Below are 24,016 nucleotides of genomic sequence, written 5' to 3' on the forward strand. Positions count from 1 at the left end.
TCGTTGAAGAACGGAAAAAGCTTGCCAGCAACGGCAGGCTTTTTTTTGTGAGGTTCCACGCAACCCTTTTTCAGTTCACGCATCAACTTTCTGTAACCGACCTCAAAACAATCAAGATGAAAAAAATTATTTACCTCCTGGTCTTCCTATTCGTTTGCAGTGGAGGCTTTGCCCAGCGAAATAAGAAGGAAGTCATCTATCTGAAAAACGGGACCGTATTGAAAGGACAGCAAACCCCGGTTGATGATGACAAGGTGGCGGTACAATCAGGGAAAAACCTTTGGGTTTTTAATTATTCTGAGATTGATACCATTACCTCCAACCGCATGTCGCAGGCTTATGAAAACAAAAACGCAGCTTATTTTCTGAAAACTTCTGTTGGGATATTGGCTGGCAGTTCGAACAATTCCAAACCGACACCTTTTTCGTTCGATGCGTCGTTTAATTACCGCGTTCTTCCCAAGTGGTATTTGGGTGTTGGCACGGGTATCGATTTTCTGGACGAATCGTACCTGCCGGTTTTTGGCAACCTGGAGTTTCACTTCCGCGAGTCGCGCTTCACGCCGTTTATCGGGTTGCAGGCTGGATATTTAGTTCCACTCGATGATGAGGTTTATTCCGGAGGTGGCGTGTATTACGACTACATGCCCTGGTCTTCGTCGTACTATTACAACCCGGTGGCGCTCGAGAGCAAAGGCGGTTTGATGGTGAATCCGTCGTTTGGATTTGTGAGTCAGTTAAATCCGAACCTGGGCTTGATGCTCGCCTTTGGCTACCGCTATCACGAGCTTAATTTTAAAGGCGACAACCATTATCAACTCGACCGCGAATACAACCGCCTGTCTATTCGCCTGGGAATTCTTTTCAACTAAAAAAACACGAACACGATGAAGACAAAAACGATTTATATCAGCCTGATTTTCGCCATGGCACTGCTTTCGGGCTGCCAGGATAAACTCTACGAGACCTTTATGGGCAACGCGCCGGTTTACATGAGCTACGAAGACCTGCGTTCGGCCATTCAAATGGAAAGCGCACGCGATATTGAAAAGCCTGGCAAAATCTACTTTAAAGATGACTTTGTGTTTATTAATGAGATTATGGAAGGTGTGCATGTGCTGGATGTCAGCAATCCCGCCAGCCCTGAAGAAGTGGGTTTCATCTCCATTCCCGGGAATGTGGATATTGCCATTAAGGAAGATGTGCTGTATGCCGACAGCTATATTGATTTGGTGGCGATCAATGTCTCAGACTTGGATGACATTGAAGAGGTCGGACGCGTAGAGGATATTTTCCCCTACACGGTCCCGGAATATGATACCGACTACCGTTTGGGCGAAATTGATGAGGATAAAGGCGTCGTTGTTGACTGGGAAATAGAAGAGGTCAAACAGGAGATCAAACAATATTATTACCCCATTTATTATGCCCGGAGTTTTGCTGAAAACATGGCGCTCGATGGTGCTTATTCATCAAGCAAAGCCGGCGGAGTAGGTGGCGGTGATGGTTCCACATTTGGTGTGGGCGGCTCGATGGCCCGCTTTGGTTTGCACGGAGATTTCCTGTACACGGTAGACAATTCCAATTTATACACCTTTAAAATTGATGATCTTGAAAATCCTGTTGAACTCGGTTCAAAAAGTATTGGCTGGAATGTGGAGACCATGTTCATTTATAATAATCACCTGTTTTTCGGAACTACAACCGGCATGCTGGTATACAGCCTCGAAATCGGTCAGAATCCAACTTATATCAACCGCTATAATCACATTACAAGCTGCGATCCGGTTGTGGTTCAGGACGATTTGGCCTATGTAACCCTGCACGACGGAGGCGCGTGTGGACGATCAGTCAACCGTCTGGATGTGATCCGGATGAGCGAAGATTACACGCAGCTAAACCTGCTCCAAAGCTATTCGATGGCCAATCCGCACGGGCTGGGCATTGATGGTGATGTGCTTTTTATTTGCGATGGCGACGCGGGCCTGAAAATTTTTGATGCCTCCGATCCCTTGCAGATTTCAGCCAATAAACTGGCGGAATTCCCCGATATCAATACGTATGATGTCATTCCGCTCAACAACTATTTGTTTATGATTGGCGACGGGGGATTTTACCTCTACGATTACGCCGACCTTCAAAATATTACCTTGCTTTCGACAATTCCCATTTCCACGGCAGGTAATTAAATCCAGTTAATTCAGTTTTAAAATCCGGCTCCGTTATTGGGCCGGATTTTTTATCGGGTGGCGCGGGTTCCAACTGCACTTTAATTTAGGCATTGGTCAAAAGCCAGCTTCCCTGAACCAGCTCCCCTGAACCGGGACCCGGTGAGGATCCGGCACAACAAGAAAAAAATTAACGTTCAACTTAGTTGAAAGCCAACACGAAAAGCATTATTTTTGCCGTTTGATAAATTTTGAAAGAAGGATTATGAAGAGGAAAGTGCATCAGTTATTGTTCACCCTGTTGTTGGTTGTTTTGGTTTTGGGAGCTTACCAGTTTCTTGAATCATCTACCTACCCCGAAAAGTCAGCCGAGGCTCCAATCCGGCACTATTATAGCTCCGTTGAAGTACCCGATTCGCTTACATTTTGTGGAGAGCCTGTGCCTTTGGAATATTTCGATATTTATGAAAGTCTGGACCGCGAATTGCTGGTAAACTCTTATTTTCACTCGCAGACTTTGCGTTTCCTTAAAATGGCGCCCCGCTTTTTTTCAATCATCGACCCCATTCTGAAAGAAAATAACATTCCCGAGGATTTTAAATACCTGGCTTTGGCTGAAAGTGGATTCGATCCAAGTGCTGTTTCGCCTGCCGGAGCGGTTGGTTTCTGGCAGTTTATGAAAGGTACTGCCGGCGATTATGGCTTGGAAATCAGCACGGAAGTGGATGAACGTTACCACATCGAAAAATCGACCGTGGCGGCCTGCGCCTATTTGCACGAGTCGTACCGGAAATATGGCAGCTGGACCATGGTGGCTGCTACCTACAATGCCGGCCGGAATTTTATTGGGCGGCAAGTGGAGCGCCAAAAAGAAAACAACTACTACGATTTGTTGTTGGGTGAAGAAACCCGGCGTTACGTGTTTCGAATTATGGCCTTGAAACTGGTGATGGAGAATCCACGAACGTATGGTTTCGATGTGCGTGAGGACGAAATGTACCCGCTGTGGAATACAAAAACCATAGAGATATCGGGGCCCGTAGTTAGTTTTGCCGATTTTGCACAGGAACATAACACCAATTACAAAATCCTGAAAATGCTGAATCCCTGGTTGCGCGAAGCTTATTTGACCAACACGCGGGGCAAAACCTATGAAATTAAATTGCCGGCCGAAGAATTCAGAATGAAAACAAAGAGATGACCATGCAGAGAACAGAAACCGCAGTTCTGGAAGAAGAATTTGTGGAGAATGAAGAAAAAGTGGTGGTGCACGGTGCGCGTGTGCACAACCTTCAAAATATCAATGTCGAAATTCCACGCAACCAGCTCACGGTCATTACCGGCCTGAGTGGAAGCGGAAAATCGTCGCTGGCTTTCGACACCATTTATGCCGAAGGGCAACGGCGCTACATTGAGACTTTTTCGGCTTATGCCCGCTCGTTCCTTGGAAACATGGAGCGGCCAGATGTCGATAAGATTACCGGCTTAAGCCCGGTGATTTCGATTGAGCAGAAAACCACCAACAAAAATCCCCGCTCAACGGTTGGAACGGTAACCGAAATATATGACTTCCTGCGGCTGCTTTATGCGCGTGCCGGCGAAGCTTTTTCGTATGAAACGGGCGAGAAAATGGTGAAATACACCGATGAGCAGATTCTGAAATTGATTCAGGAGAACTTTTCAGGCAAGCGGATTTTGGTCATGGCGCCCTTGGTGCGTGGACGAAAAGGGCATTACCGCGAGCTGTTTGAGCAAATCAGGCGCAAAGGTTTTTTGTACGCGCGCATTGACGGTGAGGTGAAGGAATTGGTCCCAAATATGCGCGTTGATCGGTACAAAAATCACTTTGTCGAAGTGGTAATCGACCGGCTGGAAGTGGAGAAGGAAAGCCTGAAACGATTGAAAGAATCGGTGCAAACGGCGATGACTCAAGGGCATGGCATCATCCTGATTATGGAGCATGACTCCGATAACATGAAATACTACAGCCGCCAGTTAATGTGCCCGACAACGGGTATTTCGTATGCTGAGCCGGCGCCGCATAATTTCTCGTTCAACTCGCCGCAGGGGGCATGTCCGCGATGCAACGGCCTGGGGCAGGTGGCTGAAATTGATCTGGAAAAAATCATTCCGGAACCGGAGAAAAGCATCGCCAAAGGCGGGATCGCTCCGCTGGGGCCGCAAAAAAACACGCTCATTTTTTGGCAAATCGAAGCGCTGGGCGAGAAGTATGGTTTCGACCTGAAAACGCCGGTGCGTGATATTCCGGAAGATGGACTGAATGCTGTACTCTACGGAACCAACGAACGCATCCAACTAAAGAATTCGCCACTGGGTAGTTCCGTGAATTACATGATGACTTATGAGGGCGTGATTAAATATATTGACAGCCAGCGTGATGATAATCCATCGAAAAAGGCGAAAAAGTGGGCGAATCAGTTTGTCAAGGAGCATACCTGCCCCGACTGTAACGGACAGCGTCTGAAAAGAGAATCGCTGCATTTTAAAATCGACAATCAGAATATTTCGGATGTTGCCAGGCTCGATATCAATGAGCTGAACGATTGGCTGGCTGATTTGGAAGATCGCCTGACCCCCCGGCAGCGCCAGATCGGGACGGAAGTGATTAAGGAAATTCGCGACCGGGTGAGCTTCCTGATCGATGTTGGACTGGAATATTTGTCGCTGGATCGCACCTCCCGAACCTTGTCAGGTGGCGAGTCGCAACGAATTAGGCTGGCCACCCAAATTGGCTCGCAGTTGGTCAACGTACTGTATATTTTGGATGAACCCAGCATTGGGCTGCATCACCGCGATAACCTGCGCCTGATTCATTCGCTTCAGAAGTTACGCGACACCGGTAACTCGGTGATTGTGGTGGAACACGACAAAGACATGATGCTTTCGGCTGACTACATTGTAGATATGGGGCCGTATGCCGGCCGTCATGGGGGCGAAGTGGTGGCTGCCGGAACGCCTCAAGTGATTCTGGAGGCCAACACGCTGACGTCAAAGTATCTGACCGGCGAGCATCAGATCGCCGTCCCTGAAATTCGTCGGGCCGGAAATGGGAAGTCCATCAAGCTGAAAGGCTGTAGTGGAAATAACCTGAAAAATGTGAATGTTGAATTTCCCCTGGGCAAGTTAATTTGCATCACCGGCGTATCGGGTAGCGGGAAGTCGAGTTTAATCAACGGAACCTTGCAGCCCATTTTGAGTCAGCATTTTTACAAGTCAGTACAGGATCCGCTTCCGTATAAAAAGATAGAGGGGCTTAAAAATATTGATAAAGTGGTTCAGGTCAACCAGTCACCATTGGGGCGCACGCCTCGTTCCAACCCGGTGACTTACACCGGCGTTTTCTCCGATATCCGGGCCTTGTTCGCCCTGTTGCCCGAAGCGAAAATACGCGGGTACAAACCCGGCCGTTTCTCTTTCAATGTGAAGGGCGGACGTTGCGAAGATTGCCAGGGCGGTGGTCTGAAGCTGATTGAGATGAACTTCTTGCCCGATGTGTATGTGCATTGCGATACCTGTAACGGGAAACGCTACAACCGCGAAACCCTGGAAGTTCGCTACCGGGGAAAATCGATTGGCGATGTGCTGAACATGACCATCAACCAAGGCGTTGAGTTTTTCGAGAACATGCCGTCGATTCTGCATAAACTGAAAACAATCCAAGAGGTTGGGCTGGGATATATTACGCTCGGACAATCATCCACAACCTTGTCGGGTGGCGAGTCGCAACGGGTAAAACTGGCGTCAGAGCTGGCCAAGAAAGATACTGGAATGACCCTGTACATCCTGGACGAACCAACCACCGGACTTCACTTCGAAGATATCCGGGTGTTGCTGGAGGTGCTCAACAAACTGGTTGACCGTGGCAACACCGTCATTGTGATTGAGCACAACATGGATGTCATTAAAGTGGCTGATCATATTATTGACCTGGGGCCTGAAGGCGGAAAGGGTGGCGGACAGCTACTGTGTGCGGGCACACCGGAGGAAGTCGTGAAAAACAGAAAATCGTACACAGCAAGGTATTTGAAAAAAGAGTTAGCTTTATAGTTGAAATTTTCAACATTCGGTGATCCGGCTTTCGGCCGTTTTCGATTGCTGATTTGTGAACCAAGCGAATTATGAAAACAATTGAAATCTACTGCGAAAATAACAAGACCACCAAAGCGTATCCGCTGGGAACTACGCTCGAAGAAATAAAAGATGACATGCAGATCAAGCTGCAAAACCCGATTTGTGGGGCTTTGGTGAATCACAAAGTCAAAGAATTGTCCTTTTCCGTGGTTAAATCCAAGCGAATCCAGTTCATCGATTATTCCCATCCAGACGGACGACGGCTGTACACACGTTCCTTGTTGTTTTTGCTCTATGTGGCTGTAAAGGAGGCATTTCCACAGGTGAAGCTAAAAATCATGAATGGCATTTCGCAGGGATATTATTGTGAGTTGGTCGGGCTGGAGCGTCCCATTACCGAGTCGGATATTTTTGAATTGAAAAGCGAAATGCGACAATGGGTGGAGCGGGATTTACCGATTGTAAAGAAAGGGATTCCGACCAACGAAGCAGTGGATATTCTGGTTCAGCAAGGGCTGGAAGAAAAGGCACGTTTGTTTGAGCAACAAGGCACTTTGTTCTCTTACCTCTATTTTATCAATGGATTAGCGAACTACTTTTACGGGCATCATGTCCCGTCAACAGCTTATCTAAGCAATTTTGGATTGGCAACTTATTTCGACGGAATCTTACTGCAAATTCCGCAACCCGACAATTTCGACAACCTCTTTCCGGTAATCAAGCAAGAAAAGCTTTTTGGTGTATTCAAAGAGCATAAGAAACGAGCCGAGATTCTGGATGTTCCCGATTTGGGAAAGTTGAATGAATACACGGACATGGGAAAGAGTGGCGATATTATTAAAATTTCAGAAGCGCTGCATGAAAAGAAGATTGCGGAAATTGCCAATCAGATTGATGCGCGGCGCGATGAGATAAAAGTGATTCTCATTGCCGGCCCATCGGCTTCAGGAAAAACAACTTTCACCAAACGTTTGGCTGTTCAGCTTGCGGTAAACGGGCTGGTGCCTCACATGATTTCGCTGGATGACTATTTTGTTGATCGCGAGAAAACCCCGCTCGATGAAAATGGCGAGTATGATTTTGAAGCGCTCGAAGCCATCGACATCAACTTCTTTAATGAGCAATTGCTTCAGCTTTTTAATGGAGAAGAAGTGGAACTGCCCAAATTTAATTTTGCACTGGGCAAACGGCTCAACTCTGGCGAAATGCTGCGTTTGGGCGATGGACACCTGCTGTTGGTGGAAGGAATTCATGGAAACAATCCCGGATTGACCCCACATGTGAGTGAGCGGCAAAGTTTCAAGATTTTCCTTTCGGCGCTGACTCAAATTTCATTTGACGATCATAACCATATCTCAACAACCGATAATCGGATGATTCGCCGGATGATTCGCGACAGCATGTATCGTGGTTATTCGGCTTGCGATACCATCAAGCGCTGGCCTAGCGTGAAAAATGGCGAAGAGAAAAATATTTTTCCCTACCAGGAAAATGCCGATGTGATGTTTAACTCGGCCATGGTTTACGAGTTGGCCGTGCTAAAAAAATATGCCGAACCCTTACTGAAAAATGTTCCTGAAAACCGCGTGGAGTTTTGCGAAGCCAACCGCCTGCTGAAGTTTTTCAGCTATATCAAAAGTATTGATGATTTCGAAATCCCGCCAACATCACTCATTCGTGAATTTTTGGGTGGAAGTAGTTTTCGCTATTAGCACGGCTTAAGTGTTAAATCTAATTGAATGTAGCCTTGCGGCTTTTCATTAAAGCCATGTTAAATTTTTATAAATAAAACGTGAAAACTATAATGGTTTTGAAAGTTTTCATATTTTTGACGTCAAATTTAAGACGATGGAAGTACGTGAACGAATTATAGAGGAAGCGACCAGGTTGTTTTTTCAGTATGGCATCCGCAGCATTACGATGAATGAAATTGCGGTGTCGCTGGGTATTTCAAAGCGCACGGTATACGAAACTTTTAAGGATAAAACCGAATTGATTCATACCTGCCTGAGAGATTTAATCCGGCAGCGGGATGAACGCAGCCAGGAGGTGATCGCTTCCTCAGCTAATGTGATCGAAGCCATTTTTACTTCTATGCAAGATGGCATCAAAGCGATAAACACAATCAATCCGCTGTTTTTTCATGATTTGAAAAAATACTACCCGGTGATTTGGAAAACTTTGCACGAAGAAAATAAGGAAAAGCATTACAATCTCACCTACACGCAATTGCGCAAAGGGGTAAACGAAGGTTTGTTTCGAAAGGACATTCACATTGGGATTGTTTCGAAATTGTTTCATGAACAGGTGAATCTGATTTCAGATGAGTCTGTCTTTCCGCGCGAGCAGTACGAGCTGACGGATTTGTTTAAGAACCTCATGATCAACTTCGTTCGGGGGATTTCTACTCAAAAAGGAATTGACTTGGTGGATAAAATGTTGGACTAAATTTTTTTTGCCTTTAAAAAAACCAGAAAGAACGATAAAGTTTTCAGAGTTTATGGTGGATGATCGGACAATCGTAGAAACGAGCTATATGCTATACGTAAAGCATGGAATTAAAAGTGTCAGCGTTGATGAAATTGCAGCTATGCTTGGCATCTCAAAAAAAACGTTGTATGTCCATATCCGGAGTCGCGATGAGTTGTTGCAGCTGGTGATTGACTATAGTCTGACACAATTTATTGCGGGGTTGCGCAAACTTTTGGAGCCTGAAGAGCACGTTTTCAGAAAGCTTGGACACTTATACAGCTACATCATCAAGATCAACCGTAAAGTCAATCCCTCGTTTCTTCCTGATCTGAAAAAAGTAAATATCGGGCATTTCCGCCGAATTCAAGATTTTCGGAACGATCAGCTTTTTAGTTTCGTGAAATCCATCATGGAACAAGGTGTTCAGGAGGGATTGTTCCGGCCTGACCTCGATTTGAAACTGGTCTACCTCAATCAGATTTCGAAGATTGACGGCGGCGTTTTGAAAGGTTCACCGGGCTACAATCAAACTTTATTTAGTGATTCAATTTACAAGCTGATTATAAACGACTTGATTGGAATGACAACCTTGAAAGGGCATCAGGAATTTGAAAAACAATACGATGAATTGCTGCACTTGATTGACGGGTACAGCCAATGCAATTTTCAGAAAACAAAATAAAACAGTTAAAACAAGTTCAGAATGAAAAACAGAAAACAGATGATGATGACGGTCCTGGCCTCGCTCTTCCTGCTTCAGGGAGTTTTGGCGCAGGACCACTTGTCAATTGATTTGCAGGGGGCTAAAGAGCACGCCTTGCAGTTCAATCGAAGTATCCGAAGTTCGGAGCTTTCAGTCAGACAGTCGCAAGAGCAATTGAAACAGGCGATTGCAGCGGGTTTGCCGCAGGTGAATGCCACCACGGATTACAACAATTCGTTGGGTGCCGAAATTTCTATCCAATTTGAAGAAAACATGCCGGCATCGCAAATTCCGATTGATCCGACCAGCAGTTTTAACCTGCAAGTGGGGCAGTTAATTTTTAGCGCAAACTATTGGGTTGGCCTTCATACGGCTAAGCTGTATCGAAACTTGTCGGAGAAGAATTTGGAGAGAACAGAACGCGACATTGTTAGCCAGGTGGTGAACAGTTACTATTTGGTGTTGGTTGCCGGCGAATCACTTCAAATTCTGGAAAGTAACGTGGAGAACCTCGAGGCGGTTTATGAGAAAACAAAGCCAATGGTTGAATTTGGAATGACCGAGAAAGTCGAACTTGACCAGCTATCTGTCCAGCTAAATTCCTTGAAAAATGCCGTCAAATCGGCTGGTCGTCAATATGAAATGGCTCAAAATATGCTTCGCCTGCAGTTGGGTGTTTCGTCTGAGACCGAACTGGAGCTGACGGAAACCCTGACGCAGATCCTCAATTCGAACGAATTTGATTCGATGCAGGCAAGCGCATTTGTCCCTGATCAAAACATTGATTTCCAGTTGATGAGTGTTCAGGAGCAAATGCAGGAAAAACAGGTTGATATGCAGAAAGCCAACTATTTGCCAACGGTGTCGGGCTACTATTCGTTCACCCAGAAAATATTGAAACCAGCCTTCGACATGACCCCCAATCACATGATCGGCCTGCAGATGAATATTCCGATTTTTTCGAGTGGCGAACGGCGATCGAAAGTGCGACAGGCTAAAATTGAATTGGAAACGGTTCAGAATGAAAGGGCACTGCTTGAGGATCAACTCGACATTCAATATAAACAGCTCAGTTTTAACCTGAGAAGTGCGCTTGATAATTTCGAAAATCAAAGCCGGAATATTGAGGTGTCGCGTGAGGTGTATGAAAACCTGCAACGCAAATTCAACCAAGGGCTTATTTCGAGTTTGGAGTTGACCAGCGCAGACAATAACTATCTGAAAGCGGAGTCAGATTATTTGCAGGCGGCACTCGAGGTATTACAAGCACGCAATGAGTTAAAAACATTATTGGGAGAAATAAAATAAACAATTTAATAGAATTGAAAATGAAACAATTAAACACTTTTATAGGACTGCTTGCTGTTTTGGCCATTTCGTCCTGTTCGGCACCAAAAGAGGAAGCTGAAACAAATACTGAATCCGGGCGGCTTGTTGAACGTGTGCGCGTCACCACACTTGCCAAAGAGGAAATTACCCGAAGCATCGAATATTCAGCGAGCCTTGAGCCTTTCAATACCGTACACATGGTTCCTGCATCGCCCGGACGAATTGAAGCGATTCATGTGGAGCTGGGCGACCGAGTGGGCAAAGGACAGGAATTGGTCCGAATGAATGACGCCCAACTGAACCAGGCCCGGATTCAGCTTAATAATTTGAAGGCCGATTATGCGCGCCTCGACACGTTGAAGAAGTTGGGTAGCATTGCCGAACAACAGTACGAACAACTTCAGGCACAATACGAAGCGGCGAAGGAAAATGTTGATTTTTTGGAGGATAATACGCTGCTACTTGCCCCGTTTAACGGACTGATTTCGGGCAAATACCACGAAGCCGGCGAAATGTATTCCGGATCGCCGGTTGCCGAAATTGGCAAAGCGGCCATCTTAACCATCATTCAGGTTGACAAGCTGAAAGCGATTGTGAGCATTTCTGAAAAATACTTTCCAAACATTCAAAAGGGTATGCCGGTTTCTGTGACCTTCGATGTGTATCCCGGAGAAAAGTTTGCAGGCCAGGTGTTCCGGATTGCGCCAACCATTAATCCGCAAAGCCGCTCGTTCGAAATTGAAGTCAGCATGGATAATCCAGCTGGAAAACTGCGGCCCGGAATGTTTGGTCGCGTGACCATTGGCCTGGAAAATACAGAGGCAACGGTGCTGCCGGCTTTGGCCATCCTGAAAATGCAAGGATCAAACGTGCGCTACTTGTTCGTTGAACGGAACGGTAAGGCGAAACGTGTGGAAGTAACGCTCGGAGACCGGTTTGACGACAAGGTGGAGGTGATTTCAAGTGAACTGCAATCCGGTGATCAGATTATTGTCGAAGGCCAGGCTCGCTTGCTCGATGGTGCATTGGTGGAGGTGGCAGACTAGCGGTTCGCCCGAACATTTTTAAATAAAGCAATTGAATTATGAGTATATATAAAAGTGCTGTTGATAAGCCGATTACCACCTTTATGATTTTTATCGCGGTGGTGGTGATGGGTATTTTCTCACTCATCAATATTCCGGTCGATCTGTATCCGGAAATGGAGCCGCCCTATGTGTCGGTAATGACCACTTATGCCGGAGCAAACGCTTCGGATATTGAGACCAATGTAACCAAAGTGCTGGAGGACGCACTCAATTCGGTGGACAAGCTGAAAGAAATGACTTCCACTTCTTCGGACAATCTTTCGGTAATTTCGCTCGAATTTGAATGGAACGCCAATTTGGATGAAGCGACGAATGACATTCGCGATGTGATTGACCGGATTTACGATAACCTGCCCGAAGCGGTAGATCGGCCAACCATTTTCAAGTTCAATACCAGCATGTTTCCGATTCTTTTTTATGCCATCACCGCCGACGAAAGTTACCAGGGATTGGAGAAAATTATCGACGAAAAGGTAATTAACCCCTTGAACCGGGTTGAAGGAGTGGGGTCGGTGGCCATGGTTGGCACACCACACCGGATGGTTTATGTGGACGTGGATCCCAAACGGCTGGATGCCTACAACTTAACCCTGGAGCAGCTTGGGTCCTCCATTGCCGGCGAGAACCTGAACATGCCCCTCGGAAATGTAAAAATGGGCAAGCTGGATTACCAGATCCGGGTGCAAGGTGAATTTTCCGAAAGCGAACGGATCAAGAGCTTGGTGGTTGCCAACTACAATGGACAGCAAGTTTATCTGCGCGATGTGGCAACTGTGCGCGATACGTTGAAAGATGTGACGCTGGAAGAAAAAATCAACGGGCAAACCGGGGTGCGGATGTTCGTGATGAAGCAATCCGGAGCAAACACGGTGAAAGTGGCCCGCCAAATTAAGGAGCGGCTCGAGGAGTTAAAGCCGACTTTGCCTCCCGATATTCAAATCCAAGAGATTTTCGACTCATCAACTTTTATCAAAGGCTCGATCAACAACCTGGCATCAACCCTGATGTATGCCATGATCTTCGTGGTGTTGGTCGTGTTGTTTTTTCTCGGACGATGGCGGGCGACCTTCATCATCGTTCTGACCATTCCTATTTCGTTGATTGTCGCCTTTATTTATCTCTACATGACGGGCAATTCAATGAATGTCATTTCGCTGACTTCGCTGTCCATCGCGATTGGGATGGTGGTGGACGATGCCATTGTGGTTCTCGAAAATATCACACGTCATGTCGAGCGGGGGGCCAGTCCGCGTGAAGCAGCGATTTATGCCACCAACGAAGTTTGGTTGTCGGTGATTGTTACCACGCTGGTTGTGGTAGCCGTATTTTTTCCGCTCACCCTGGTTTCCGGTATGACCGGCGTGTTGTTTAATCAGCTGGGCTGGATTGTAACCATTACCGTGGTGACCTCAACTTTTGCTGCCATTTCATTGACGCCCATGTTGGCTTCGAAGTTTTTGAAGTTGAAGAAACGTCAAAAAACACGGAAGTACGGATACGAAAATACGATCGAAAAATGGCTGGGCAAGTTGGATCATTTCTATGAAATATTGCTTCGGAAGTTGATGCACCACAAAGCAGTCGTGGTGCTTGCCACTTTCCTTATTTTCTTCGGCTCTTTATTTCTGATGAAGTTCGTGGGTACGGATTTCATGCCTGAGTCGGATGAAAGCCAGATTACAGCAAACATTGAATTGCAAACGGGTTTGCGCGTGGAAGAAACGGTGAAGGTGACCCGCCAGTTGGAGCAGGTGATCCGGGAAAGATACCCGGAAGTTGAGCTGATTGCTTCTTCATCTGGTTCAGATGATGAAGGCGGCTTTATTTCGATGTTCAGCACCACCGGTTCAAACATCATCAACTTCACCCTGCGCTTGTCAGATTTGGATGAACGAGAACGCACGGTTTGGGAAATTGCTGATGACTTCAGGGCCCAGATTGCTTTGTTACCCGAAGTGGTCAATTCAACTATTTCAACCGCATCGCAAGGGCTTGGCGGCTCGGGTAATGTGGTGGAATACGAGATTTATGGCTATAATTTTGATGTGACCAATGCGTATGCAGAACAGGCTTTTGACCGGATCAAGGCGATGAATGGCGCACAGGATGTTTCCATCAGCCGCAAAAATGATAAGCCAGAACTGCAGATTGTACTCGATCGCAATAAATTGTCGGAACATGGGCTGACGACAGCACAAGTTTCTACTTTGGTTCGAAATCGGGTAAACGGCTTGATTCCATCTTATTTTAAAGAAGAAGGGGAGGAGTATGATATCAAAATCCGGCTGGAGGAAAAATACCGGAGCTCAATCAGCGATCTGGAGGAAATGACCATCATGACGCCGGCCGGAAACAAAATCAAGCTCAAGGAATTGGGCGAAATCGTGGAGTATTGGTCTCCTCCAAGCATCCAGCATAAACGCCGCGAGCGCTTGGTGACCATCTCTGCATCACCCGACAACATTTCCTTGGGTGAACTGGCCAGCCGCATCAAAACCGAAGTTGCCGGACTGGAAACTCCTGCCGAAATTGTGACATCCGTTGGTGGAGCTTATGAAGATCAGCAGGAGTCGTTTCTGGACCTGGCCATGTTGCTGGGATTAAGCCTGATCCTGGTGTTTATTGTGATGGCTGCTCAGTTTGAGTCGCTGCGTATGCCGCTGATCATCATGGTTTCTATTCCATTTGCATTCACGGGAGTCATCTTGGCTTTGGTTCTCACCGGAACAACGCTAAGTGTGGTAGCCGCCTTGGGGGCAGTCTTGTTGGTAGGGATTGTAGTGAAGAACGGTATTGTGCTGGTCGATTTTATTAACCTGATGCGTGATCGTGGCGTAGAGCTGTACGAAGCGATAGCCATCTCTGGAAAATCACGTTTGCGTCCGGTGTTGATGACGGCTGCAACCACGATCCTGGGCATGCTTCCTCTGGCCATGAGCACCGGTGAAGGGGCTGAAATTTGGCGTCCGATGGGAATCACCGTAATCGGGGGATTGATTTTCTCTACACTGGTGACCATGATCATCGTTCCGGTGATGTATGCGCTACTGGCCAGCAAAGGCGAGCGTCGCAAAAAGGAAAAAGTGAGACAACAATTTGTATTTATGGACAAGTAATATAGTATAGGATGAAAGCAGTATTTATTGTATTTAATCAAGCCAATACCGAACGGGTGGAATACATGCTCGACCGATTGGATGTCCGGGGCTATACCTGGTGGAACGACGTGCTTGGCCGTGGCTCTGTAGATGGCGAACCACGCATGGGAACGCACACCTGGCCCGAAATTAACTCGGCCGTTTTGACCATTGTCCCTGATGATAAGGTGGACGAACTTTTGGAAAAAGTCAAAAAATTGGACGAAGTTAATAAGGAAGTTGGCGTTCGGGCCTTTGTTTGGGATGTTCTTCAATCCGTATAAAAACACGCTTTTAGTTTGGGGGCTTTCTTCTGATTTTGAATCAAGAGGGAGGCCCCTTTTTTTGACTCCGACTGCGTCTTTTGAGGCTCAAAAGTTTTTCTGCATAACCCTTGGAAACAGAAAGGCTTGAAATACGCCGCGGCTCAGCATGAACAACATCATGGCCATCCAAAGCGCATGATTACCCATTGCTGGTTGCAGCAGAAAATAGCTTGGCAGAAAAACGAGGAAACTGGCGCCAAGCATGCTGTTACGCATTTCTTTGGAGGCGGTGGCTCCAATATAAACACCGTCCCAAATGAACGATGCAAAGGAGATGATCGGTGTCAGCACAACCCAAAAACGAAAGTCCAGCGCTGTGGCAATCAAATTCGTTTGATTGGTGAGCAGGCCTAAAATCAAATCATTGGCAACCAAATAGATCAGGCTGAAAACAAAAGCCAGCAAGCCGCCCCAATAAAAAAGTAGCCGGGTGACTTTCAGAAAAAGGCTACGGTTGCGTTCGCCTTTGTAGCGCCCCGACAAGGCTTCACCGGCATAGGCAAAGCCATCAATGAAAAAGGCAAAAAACAGCAGAAATTGAATCAGGATGGAATTGACTGCCAGAATGTGATCGTTGATGCTGGCCGATTTTGAGGTGAAAAACGTAAAGACGAAAATCACGCAAAACGTACGGATGAAGATATCGGAGTTCACCTGGAAAAAGTTCTTCAAGGCTTTGGGATCAATCACGGCGGGCCAGTTCCAATGCGTGATCAAAGCTTTGTATGATCTGAAAAACAGGGCCAGTCCCACCACAATACCCAAATACTGGGCAATAACGGTTCCCAAAGCCACTCCGGCGGCGTTGAGGTGAAAGAACCTCACAAAGATAAAGCTGAGAACGATGTTGAGCACGTTGGCGGCAATCGCTGTAATCATGGGGTATTTGGCATTCTGCATGCCCAAAAACCAGCCATTCAGCACATACAATCCCAGGGTGGCAGGCGCTGCCCAGATCCGGATGCGGAAATACTCGCGGGCAAGCGATTCCACTTCCTCACTGCCATTAATTAAATGGAAACTCAGCCACTCAATCGGAAATTGCAACAGAAGGATAACGAAACCGGTCAGGGTCGAAATCAACATGGCTCTTGAAAGGATGTGAAAACTTTCAGGTGTGTTTTTTTCGCCATATGCTTGGGCGGTAAATCCGCTGGTGCCCATCCGTAGAAAGCTAAATCCCCAGTAAATGAAGTTGAAAATGACCGTTCCGAGCGAAACAGCCCCAATAAAAACTTCCGAATCCAGGTGTCCCATCAGGGCGAGGTCAACCAGTCCCAGCAAAGGAATGGTGACATTGCTGACAATGTTTGGGATTGCTAAACGCAGTATTCTTCGGTTCACGGATTTCTTTTTTGGCAAAGAAAAGAAAAATAATCAGGGCAATTTTCTTCGAATCATCAATAGTTCTGGAATGTGGGCACGCATCGTTGAGAGCAGTTTTCCTTTTTCATGTTGACGCTGTCCCTTTTGCAAACGCTTCTTTATTATGGATTTTCCCGAGCGCACTGAGAACCAGGAGCCAACGGACTACAGTTCGAAATGCTGATTGACTAAGCCTATCAGGTATCAATTTTTTCAATAAAATTAGTCTTAATCTGATTTGGTTCGAAACAATTTTGCCCCTAGATTTGTATATAAAGATAAACGAATCTGAAAATCACATAAACAAATATTGACTATGTCATTTGAATTACCAAAATTAAGTTACGCATACGACGCTCTTGAACCATTAATTGATGCACGCACGATGGAAATTCACCATAGCAAGCATCATGCTGCTTATACCAGCAAGTTGAACGATGCGGTTAATGGAACCGAGCTCGAAGGAAAATCAATTGAAGAATTATTGGCCAACGTGTCCAAGCATTCAACAGCCGTTCGGAATAACGGTGGTGGTTTTTACAACCACAATTTGTATTGGGAAATTATGGCTCCCGGTGGCGCCACCCAACCTGAAGGAGATTTATTAAAAGCTATAACTGATTCCTTGGGATCAGTCGATAAATTTAAAGACGCTTTTGCCAATGCAGCTGCAACCCGATTTGGTTCGGGATGGGCTTGGTTGGTAAAGCAGGGTGATAGTTTGGTCGTTTCATCGACACCCAATCAGGACAATCCCTTGATGGATGTTGCTGATGTAAAAGGGACTCCAATCCTTGGAATTGACGTTTGGGAACATGCTTATTATTTAAAGTATCAGAACAAACGCCCCGATTACATTGAGGCTTTTTGGAAAGTCATCAATTGGGATGAGGTGGCCAAACGGTTTAAAGGTTAGTTGATTTTTGGTTTTTTTCCCCGAAGCAGAGGCTTCGGGGTTTTTATTGCCCTTTTTTTGTGAGTCATTTAAACGAAGGTTATGAAAATTAATGAACTCATACTGTACACCACCACATTGGAGGATCAAAAGGTGTTTTATACTGAAACGCTTGGTTTGCCTTTGCTCGAAACCTCCTCAACATCATTTAAAGTGGCTGCGGGCTATTCCATGTTGACATTCAAAAGGCGTGATTACGCAACACCTTACCATTTTGCATTCAATATTCCCTCTTATCTCGATCCTGAGGCATTGGCCTGGATTCGTAAACGTACACCGGTTTTGAAACACCAAGGGAAAGGCTTGGTTGATTTCGTCAATTGGAATGCACGCTCCATTTATTTTTACGATGCCGATCAAAACATCGTTGAGTTGATTGCGCGGAAAAGTTTAGGCATTCAGAGTCTGGATACTTTCGATCATCATGCTTTTCTGTGCATTAGCGAAGTGGGCTTGGCCGTAAACGACATTGAAACCACATATAGGCAGTTGCAAAAGCTGACTGATTTTGAGATTTTCGATGGCGATTTTGATCGGTTTTGTGCTGTTGGCGACGAACACGGTCTATTCATTCTCATCAACAAACACCGGAAAGACTGGTTTCCGACGGGGGACAAAGCATTTTCCTCCGACTTCGAAATCGAATTTCAAAACCATGGGCGCCTGCTCGAATTTGCTTTCCGCGAAGGCGAGATTGAAGCCATGGTCGAAAGCTAATCTGTCCATTACAAATTTGTCCTCATCTTCATTTTCTATTTGAGGAGTTGACCTCTGAATTTACGCCAGTTCGATGACGGTAATTTCGGGTAGAATTCCTAGCCTCCCCTGGTAGCCGATAAAACCAAAACCGCGGTTGACATACAGAAACTGGTTTTCCTGTTGGTACAAGCCGGCCCACTGGTCGTAAACATACTGCACCGGGCTCCACTTGAAGCCGGGAATGTCGATGCCGAATTGCATGCCATGGGTGTGTCCGCTCAAGGTTAGCGCAATGTCGGGGTAGCTTTTGCGCACCTCGGCTTCCCAGTGCGATGGGTCGTGGCTGAGCAGTATTTTCAGCGGAACGTCGCCATTTTCAAGTCCGGCTGTTGCTTTTTGCAGGTCGCCGTATTTCGGAAAACCGGCTTTTGCTCCCCAGTTTTCAATACCGATCAGTGCAAGGTCCTGCCCCCGGTGCTCCAATACCACATTTTCATTCATCAGCAGACGCCAGCCCATCGCTGCATGATGCTGTTTCAATTGTTCCAGGTTTTGCTTCTTGGCTTCGTCGGATGACCACGAAACATAGTCGCCATAATCGTGGTTTCCCAACACGGAGTATACCCCCAAAGGCGCATTCAGTTTTTTGAACACCTGCAAATAAGGAGCAAGTTCTTCGGCTTTGTCATTCACTATATCACCTGTGAATAAGATCAGGTCGGGCTTTTGATCCAGAATTGAAGCTACACCTTCAGCGACTGCATCCGGGTCGTCGAAACTGCCTGAATGGATATCTGATATCTGCACGATGCGCAGCCCTTTAAAGGCATCGGGCAGCGATGGGATTGGCAAACGAACACGCCTGATTTGGTACCGATATCGATTGGTCATACCGTAAACCAAGCCCGAGGTAAGTACTGCGCCAAGCAGCAAGGCGGTTTGCGAAATGAAGGTAAACCGGCTGATAAAGCGGGCTCCTCCCGGCACGCCATCCGCTGGACTGCTTCTGAATTGGGTGAGGAACTTGACCGTATTGGGAATAACCAACAACAGGTCGCCAATCAGCATGATGGCGGCTACCAGTGTCTTTCCGAGGAAAACACCGATGAGGATATTCACGGTGTATTTCAGCGCCAGCGAAGGCCACGCGCTTTTTCCGTAATTCGGCAAGGCCCAAAAACTCCATAAGATGGCCAGCGATAGCACCGCATAAAGAATGAATAATCCCCATTGAAAGTTACTGTTTGTACTCTTCAAAACTGTCCGCAGGGCAACGAACGAATAATATTCAACGGCAAGGATAAAAAGGCCAAAAAATAACAACGGTTTACTTATCATGTGCTTGTTTTCGTTTTCTGAACAAATCCTGTGCGGAAGATTCAAGGTTTTGAAAGCCTGATTGCCCGGCCGGGATTTCCCTTAATAACAGCCAGATTGACCAGATGGTTGTCTTTTGTTTTGCATTCAAGTGGCTTACAACCAACAATCGACCGGAATTCCTTATTCTTTAACAAATATTTACGATTACTTCAGATTTGCTCCGTACCGCTCAGGTTTACCCGCTACCACTCAGTATTGGGAGCTACCGGCTGGAATTGAAACAAGATCGCCCGGAATTGGAATATACGGCTCAGAATTGCGACACGACTGCCCGGAATTGGAAAATACGGCTCAGAATCGCGACACGACCGGTCGGAATTGGAAAATACAGCCCAGAATTGCGACACGACCGCCCGGAATTACAACAAGACCGTACTTCTTTCAATTCCGGCTGGTATGCTCCGACTCCTGGTTTTCCGACCGTAGCGTCAAGTTTTAAGAGTGCAAGCCTGGTCCGTTAGCCTGTTCTTCCGGCGTTTTTTTATGAAACGAACATGAGCTTGCAATCTGGAATGTTTTTAAATAGGATGTGATTGGTGTTTTCTTCAAACTTTTTGTGTTTACTTCATGTTAGAAAGACAAAAATCAACACGAATTAGTAACCTTTAAATTGAAGATTATGTCATTTGAATTGCCAGCATTACCCTATGCGAAAAATGCGTTAGAACCTTACATTAGTGAAAAGACCTTGGATTTTCATTATGGAAAACACCACCAGGCTTATGTGAATAACCTGAACAACCTGATTCAGGGGACCAAGTTTGAAACGGCCGATCTGGAAACGATTGTTAAAGAATCGGATGGAGGAATCTTTAACAATGGTGCACAAGTTTGGAACCACACGTTCTACTTCATGCAGTTTGCCGCTGATGGTTGCAAAGAACCCAAAGACGAACTGAAAAAAGCGATTGAAGCTGAATTTGGTTCGGTTGAGTCGTTTAAAGATGCCTTTTCGAAAGCGGCCGCGACTTTGTTTGGCTCGGGCTGGGCGTGGTTGGTGAAAGATGCCGCCGGAAAGCTGAGCATTGTTCAAACCAGCAATGCGGCCAACCCCATGCGCGATGGCTTGACCCCGCTGATGACCTGCGATGTGTGGGAACATGCCTACTACCTGGATAAGCAAAACGCCCGTCCAAAGTACATCGAAGATTTTTGGAAAGTGTTGGATTGGAAAGTTGTTTCAGAACGTTTTTAAAGAAAGTTAAACTCATGAGTGCAGAAAAAGTGTTGGAAGTAATGAAGGCTGCCGGGAGGCCGATGAAAGCCGGCGAGATTGCCGCTGCTGCTGGCTTGGATAAAAGAGAAGTGGATAAAGCCATGAATGTTCTGAAAAAAGAGGGCAAAATAGTTTCCCCGGTACGTTGTGCCTGGGAGCCGGCAAAATAAAAAAAAAAGGGGACTGCTCAGGTCCCCTTTTTACATTGCGAGTATTTGCTATTGAATCGCCTATCTGGTAATCTTTATGGTTTCAATTTTTGTTACTCATGATCAATTTCAAAATTGAAGATTACTTTCTAAGCAAAGTTTCCATTTCTTCCAGGGTTTTTCCTTTTGTTTCCGGCACCATTTTCCAAACAAAGAAGAACGACAGGACGCTCATGGCTCCGTAGAAACAGTAAGTCATGCCGCTACTGAATTCCATCATGGCCGGATAGGTTGATGAAATGAAATAGTTGGCGGCCCACTGCGCTGCAACGGCGATAGCCACCGCCTTTCCACGAATTTTGTTTGGGAAAATCTCCGAAATCAATACCCAGGTAATGGGTCCCCACGACATCATAAACGAAGCCGTGTAGATGATGATAAACACCAGCGTGCTAATGCCAATCACCTTCATAAAGGCCAGTGCGCCAATGGCGAACATGCCGATGGCCATACCAACCGACCCGACCATGAGCAAGGGTTTGCGTCCCCACTTGTCAACGGTCATAATCGCCACTACCGTGAAAATGACATTCACCAAGCCCATAACCACCGTTTGCAACATCGAGGCATCTTTCTCGGCGCCCATGCTTTCGAAAATCCGGGGTGCGTAATAAAGCGCCACGTTGATTCCAACAAATTGCTGGAACACCGATAACAGGATTCCGATGATGATGATCACTTTTCCGTAGGCAAACAATTTGGCTGATGATTTCTGAACGGTTCCTTTGATATCCTGAAGGATCTGCAGCGCCCGCTCCTTACCATTAATTTTGGTAAGAATGGCCAGCGCTTCATCATCTTTATGGTTCAAAGCCAGGTAGCGGGGCGTTTCGGGTACAAAAAACAGCAGCACACCAAAAATACCGGCGGGAATGGCTTCCGAAGTAAACATCCGGCGCCAGCCTACGGTATTGATCCACTCCAGGCTTTGTCCATTGGCAATGCCCCAGTTCACAAAATACACCACCAACATCCCGAAAATAATGGCAAACTGGTTGATGGAAACCAGTCGTCCACGAATGTCGGCAGGCGCAATTTCACCAATGTACATGGGAACCACCGCCGAAGCCAGTCCAACACCAATACCACCAATCACGCGGTAAAAGTTGAACATGTACAACAAGCCCATGGTTGGTTCTCCCTTGGTGAAGAACAGGAACTCAGGGTTTCCTGAGCCGAGCGCCGAGAGGAAGAATAAACCGGCAGCAAACATCAGGGAGCGCTTGCGTCCAAAACTTTTGGACAACAAGCCTGACAGTCCGCCACCGATAATACATCCGATCAGCGCGCTGGAGATCGTAGCTCCATGGATCCAGGAACTCAGTCCAAGTCCATCAATCAAGTAGGCTTGCACCGATTTCTCGGCTCCGGAAATGACTGCGGTGTCATATCCGAAAAGCAAGCCGCCAAGCGTAGCCACCAAGGTAATGGCAATGATGTAGAGCGAGTTTTGACCTTTCATAGGGCTAGATGTAGCAGTTGATTAATTGCTCCATCATTTCCTGTTTTCCGCTGATTTGTTTTGGCTCGCCAACTTCTTTGGCAATCGTATACAAGTCTTCTAAACTTAGCTTACCGTTCTCAAATTCAGCTCCTTTTCCTGACTCGAACGATGCATAACGAGCTCGACGCAGTTTCAGGTAATCTGATTCGTTTAAGATACGATCAGCAATGACCAGCGCACGGGCAAAGGTGTCCATTCCCGAAACGTGAGCGATGAAAATATCTTCCAGATCCGTTGAATTCCGGCGTGTTTTGGCATCGAAGTTAATTCCACCGTTTGTGAATCCTCCGGCGCTGATGATTTCGAGCATCGCTTCGGTTGTTTCGTAAATGTTGGTTGGGAATTCGTCGGTATCCCAGCCGTTTTGGTAATCACCTTTGTTGGCATCAATGGATCCCAGCATGCCGGCGTCGCCTGCCATGCGCAGTTCGTGTGCAAATGAGTGTCCGGCCAAGGTAGCGTGGTTGACTTCAATGTTGATTTTGAAATCTTCAGCCAAACCATTCTTTTCAAGGAAGCCCAAAATCGTTTGCACGTCGTAATCGTACTGGTGTTTGGTGGGCTCCATTGGTTTTGGCTCAATCAGGAAAGTTCCTTTAAATCCTTGTTTCCGGCCATAGTCGCGTGCCATACGAAGGAATTGGCCCATGTGGTCGAGCTCTTTTTTAGTATTGGTGTTGAGCAGGCTCATATAACCTTCACGTCCTCCCCAGAATACGTAGTTTGTTCCACCCAATGCGATGGTCGCGTCAATGGCGTTTTTCACCTGAACGGCGACATTGGTAATGACATTGAAATCGGGGTTAGTTGAAGCGCCATTCATATAGCGTGGGTTGGAGAATACGTTGGCCGTACCCCACAGCAGTTGAACACCCGTGGCTTGCTGGCGTGATTTCGCTTCATCCACCATTTTTGCGAGTCGCTGTTCAATTTCAAAAACCGAACCGTCACCCACCACATCCGTGTCATGAAAACAGTAGAATGGGGCACCAATCTTGGTAATAAATTCGAAAGCGGCGTCCATGCGCTCTTTGTTAGCATCCATCACGTTTGATGCGCCATCCCATGGAAAAACATGGGTTCCAGGGCCAAAAGGATCGCCACCGTCACCGCAGAAAGTGTGCCAGTAGGCGACAGCATAGCGAAGGTATTCCTTCATGGTTTTACCATTTACGACGCGGTTTTCGTCGTACCATTTGAATGCCAACGGATTTTTTGATTCCGGTCCCTCGTATTTGATTTTTTCAATACCGGGGAAATACTCTTTGTTACCTTTAAATACAGTCATGTTGCTAATTTTTATTTGTTTTATTGAAATTCAGAATTAAACGATCTCGATTGATTATGGATTGATGGTTGTTTTGGCGAGCTCC

The 24,016-nt window shown here is 46.4% G+C and carries 19 protein-coding genes; 15 read left to right on the plus strand and 4 right to left on the minus strand.

Annotated features, from left to right (window positions below; translation table 11 throughout):
• Nucleotides 1–116 precede the first annotated feature (116 nt).
• The 11 genes from NC99_RS21240 to NC99_RS21290 all read left to right on the plus strand — a co-directional run bounded on the left by NC99_RS21240 (nucleotide 117) and on the right by NC99_RS21290 (nucleotide 15,273).
• Nucleotides 117–872, plus strand: coding sequence for a hypothetical protein (locus NC99_RS21240; RefSeq protein ID WP_053188958.1), 756 nt, complete (start codon nucleotides 117–119; stop codon nucleotides 870–872).
• Nucleotides 873–887: 15 nt separating this feature from the next.
• Nucleotides 888–2,189 (plus strand): LVIVD repeat-containing protein, encoded by a 1,302-nt coding sequence (locus tag NC99_RS21245; protein ID WP_053188962.1) that lies wholly within the window; start codon nucleotides 888–890, stop codon nucleotides 2,187–2,189.
• Between the two features lie 244 nt (nucleotides 2,190–2,433).
• Nucleotides 2,434–3,369, plus strand: a complete 936-nt coding sequence (locus tag NC99_RS21250) for a lytic transglycosylase domain-containing protein (protein ID WP_053188967.1) — start codon at nucleotides 2,434–2,436, stop codon at nucleotides 3,367–3,369.
• A gap of 2 nt (nucleotides 3,370–3,371) precedes the next feature.
• On the plus strand, nucleotides 3,372–6,236 hold the full coding sequence (gene uvrA, locus NC99_RS21255; RefSeq protein WP_053189015.1) for an excinuclease ABC subunit UvrA: 2,865 nt from the start codon (nucleotides 3,372–3,374) through the stop codon (nucleotides 6,234–6,236).
• A 71-nt stretch (nucleotides 6,237–6,307) separates the two neighbouring features.
• Complete coding sequence (locus tag NC99_RS21260; protein ID WP_053188970.1) at nucleotides 6,308–7,972, plus strand: nucleoside kinase; 1,665 nt, start codon at nucleotides 6,308–6,310, stop codon at nucleotides 7,970–7,972.
• 136 nt (nucleotides 7,973–8,108) lie between these two features.
• On the plus strand, nucleotides 8,109–8,708 hold the full coding sequence (locus NC99_RS21265) for a TetR/AcrR family transcriptional regulator (RefSeq protein ID WP_053188973.1): 600 nt from the start codon (nucleotides 8,109–8,111) through the stop codon (nucleotides 8,706–8,708).
• Nucleotides 8,709–8,760: 52 nt separating this feature from the next.
• Complete coding sequence (locus NC99_RS21270; RefSeq protein WP_157625145.1) at nucleotides 8,761–9,414, plus strand: TetR/AcrR family transcriptional regulator; 654 nt, start codon at nucleotides 8,761–8,763, stop codon at nucleotides 9,412–9,414.
• A 21-nt stretch (nucleotides 9,415–9,435) separates the two neighbouring features.
• Entirely contained in the window at nucleotides 9,436–10,743 is a 1,308-nt protein-coding gene (locus tag NC99_RS21275; RefSeq protein ID WP_053188979.1) for a TolC family protein, read from the plus strand.
• A gap of 20 nt (nucleotides 10,744–10,763) precedes the next feature.
• Nucleotides 10,764–11,810 (plus strand): efflux RND transporter periplasmic adaptor subunit, encoded by a 1,047-nt coding sequence (locus tag NC99_RS21280; protein ID WP_053188981.1) that lies wholly within the window; start codon nucleotides 10,764–10,766, stop codon nucleotides 11,808–11,810.
• A gap of 38 nt (nucleotides 11,811–11,848) precedes the next feature.
• Nucleotides 11,849–14,968, plus strand: a complete 3,120-nt coding sequence (locus NC99_RS21285) for an efflux RND transporter permease subunit (protein ID WP_053188985.1) — start codon at nucleotides 11,849–11,851, stop codon at nucleotides 14,966–14,968.
• An 11-nt stretch (nucleotides 14,969–14,979) separates the two neighbouring features.
• Entirely contained in the window at nucleotides 14,980–15,273 is a 294-nt protein-coding gene (locus NC99_RS21290; protein WP_053188988.1) for a PG0541 family transporter-associated protein, read from the plus strand.
• A gap of 87 nt (nucleotides 15,274–15,360) precedes the next feature.
• On the opposite strand, the gene NC99_RS21295 is transcribed toward NC99_RS21290, so the two are convergent.
• A complete protein-coding gene (locus NC99_RS21295; protein ID WP_053189017.1) occupies nucleotides 15,361–16,659 on the minus strand; it encodes an MATE family efflux transporter in 1,299 nt (432 codons plus the stop codon).
• A 337-nt stretch (nucleotides 16,660–16,996) separates the two neighbouring features.
• On the opposite strand from NC99_RS21295, the gene NC99_RS21300 reads away from it, so the two are divergent.
• Nucleotides 16,997–17,596 (plus strand): superoxide dismutase, encoded by a 600-nt coding sequence (locus NC99_RS21300; RefSeq protein WP_053188991.1) that lies wholly within the window; start codon nucleotides 16,997–16,999, stop codon nucleotides 17,594–17,596.
• Between the two features lie 81 nt (nucleotides 17,597–17,677).
• Entirely contained in the window at nucleotides 17,678–18,352 is a 675-nt protein-coding gene (locus NC99_RS21305) for a VOC family protein (protein WP_053188994.1), read from the plus strand.
• A gap of 60 nt (nucleotides 18,353–18,412) precedes the next feature.
• Here the strand turns inward: NC99_RS21305 and NC99_RS21310 are convergent, their stop codons facing one another.
• Nucleotides 18,413–19,672: a metallophosphoesterase gene (locus tag NC99_RS21310; protein ID WP_053188997.1), complete on the minus strand. Its 1,260-nt coding sequence runs from the start codon at nucleotides 19,670–19,672 to the stop codon at nucleotides 18,413–18,415.
• Nucleotides 19,673–20,333: 661 nt separating this feature from the next.
• Here NC99_RS21310 and NC99_RS21315 point away from each other — a divergent pair.
• Nucleotides 20,334–20,909 (plus strand): superoxide dismutase, encoded by a 576-nt coding sequence (locus tag NC99_RS21315; protein WP_053189000.1) that lies wholly within the window; start codon nucleotides 20,334–20,336, stop codon nucleotides 20,907–20,909.
• Between the two features lie 14 nt (nucleotides 20,910–20,923).
• Complete coding sequence (locus NC99_RS21745; protein WP_082326638.1) at nucleotides 20,924–21,100, plus strand: transcriptional regulator; 177 nt, start codon at nucleotides 20,924–20,926, stop codon at nucleotides 21,098–21,100.
• Between the two features lie 121 nt (nucleotides 21,101–21,221).
• Here the strand turns inward: NC99_RS21745 and xylE are convergent, their stop codons facing one another.
• Together xylE and xylA are read right to left on the minus strand one after the other, a co-directional pair.
• Nucleotides 21,222–22,601, minus strand: a complete 1,380-nt coding sequence (xylE, locus tag NC99_RS21320; protein ID WP_053189003.1) for a D-xylose transporter XylE — start codon at nucleotides 22,599–22,601, stop codon at nucleotides 21,222–21,224.
• A gap of 4 nt (nucleotides 22,602–22,605) precedes the next feature.
• On the minus strand, nucleotides 22,606–23,931 hold the full coding sequence (gene xylA, locus NC99_RS21325) for a xylose isomerase (RefSeq protein ID WP_053189007.1): 1,326 nt from the start codon (nucleotides 23,929–23,931) through the stop codon (nucleotides 22,606–22,608).
• Nucleotides 23,932–24,016: the final 85 nt, after the last annotated feature.

The organism is Sunxiuqinia dokdonensis, assembly GCF_001270965.1.
In the GTDB taxonomy this organism is placed as follows: domain Bacteria; phylum Bacteroidota; class Bacteroidia; order Bacteroidales; family Prolixibacteraceae; genus Sunxiuqinia; species Sunxiuqinia dokdonensis.

What these genes read in the sequence shown, in the direction of transcription:
- NC99_RS21240 (WP_053188958.1), top strand. Translation starts at nt 117, where the DNA reads ATGAAAAAAATTATTTACCTCCTGGTCTTCCTATTCGTTTGCAGTGGA.
- NC99_RS21245 (WP_053188962.1), top strand. Translation starts at nt 888, where the DNA reads ATGAAGACAAAAACGATTTATATCAGCCTGATTTTCGCCATGGCACTG.
- NC99_RS21250 (WP_053188967.1), top strand. Translation starts at nt 2,434, where the DNA reads ATGAAGAGGAAAGTGCATCAGTTATTGTTCACCCTGTTGTTGGTTGTT.
- uvrA (WP_053189015.1), top strand. Translation starts at nt 3,372, where the DNA reads ATGCAGAGAACAGAAACCGCAGTTCTGGAAGAAGAATTTGTGGAGAAT.
- NC99_RS21260 (WP_053188970.1), top strand. Translation starts at nt 6,308, where the DNA reads ATGAAAACAATTGAAATCTACTGCGAAAATAACAAGACCACCAAAGCG.
- NC99_RS21265 (WP_053188973.1), top strand. Translation starts at nt 8,109, where the DNA reads ATGGAAGTACGTGAACGAATTATAGAGGAAGCGACCAGGTTGTTTTTT.
- NC99_RS21270 (WP_157625145.1), top strand. Translation starts at nt 8,761, where the DNA reads ATGGTGGATGATCGGACAATCGTAGAAACGAGCTATATGCTATACGTA.
- NC99_RS21275 (WP_053188979.1), top strand. Translation starts at nt 9,436, where the DNA reads ATGAAAAACAGAAAACAGATGATGATGACGGTCCTGGCCTCGCTCTTC.
- NC99_RS21280 (WP_053188981.1), top strand. Translation starts at nt 10,764, where the DNA reads ATGAAACAATTAAACACTTTTATAGGACTGCTTGCTGTTTTGGCCATT.
- NC99_RS21285 (WP_053188985.1), top strand. Translation starts at nt 11,849, where the DNA reads ATGAGTATATATAAAAGTGCTGTTGATAAGCCGATTACCACCTTTATG.
- NC99_RS21290 (WP_053188988.1), top strand. Translation starts at nt 14,980, where the DNA reads ATGAAAGCAGTATTTATTGTATTTAATCAAGCCAATACCGAACGGGTG.
- NC99_RS21300 (WP_053188991.1), top strand. Translation starts at nt 16,997, where the DNA reads ATGTCATTTGAATTACCAAAATTAAGTTACGCATACGACGCTCTTGAA.
- NC99_RS21305 (WP_053188994.1), top strand. Translation starts at nt 17,678, where the DNA reads ATGAAAATTAATGAACTCATACTGTACACCACCACATTGGAGGATCAA.
- NC99_RS21310 (WP_053188997.1), bottom strand. Translation starts at nt 19,672, where the DNA reads ATGATAAGTAAACCGTTGTTATTTTTTGGCCTTTTTATCCTTGCCGTT.
- NC99_RS21315 (WP_053189000.1), top strand. Translation starts at nt 20,334, where the DNA reads ATGTCATTTGAATTGCCAGCATTACCCTATGCGAAAAATGCGTTAGAA.
- NC99_RS21745 (WP_082326638.1), top strand. Translation starts at nt 20,924, where the DNA reads ATGAGTGCAGAAAAAGTGTTGGAAGTAATGAAGGCTGCCGGGAGGCCG.
- xylE (WP_053189003.1), bottom strand. Translation starts at nt 22,601, where the DNA reads ATGAAAGGTCAAAACTCGCTCTACATCATTGCCATTACCTTGGTGGCT.
- xylA (WP_053189007.1), bottom strand. Translation starts at nt 23,931, where the DNA reads ATGACTGTATTTAAAGGTAACAAAGAGTATTTCCCCGGTATTGAAAAA.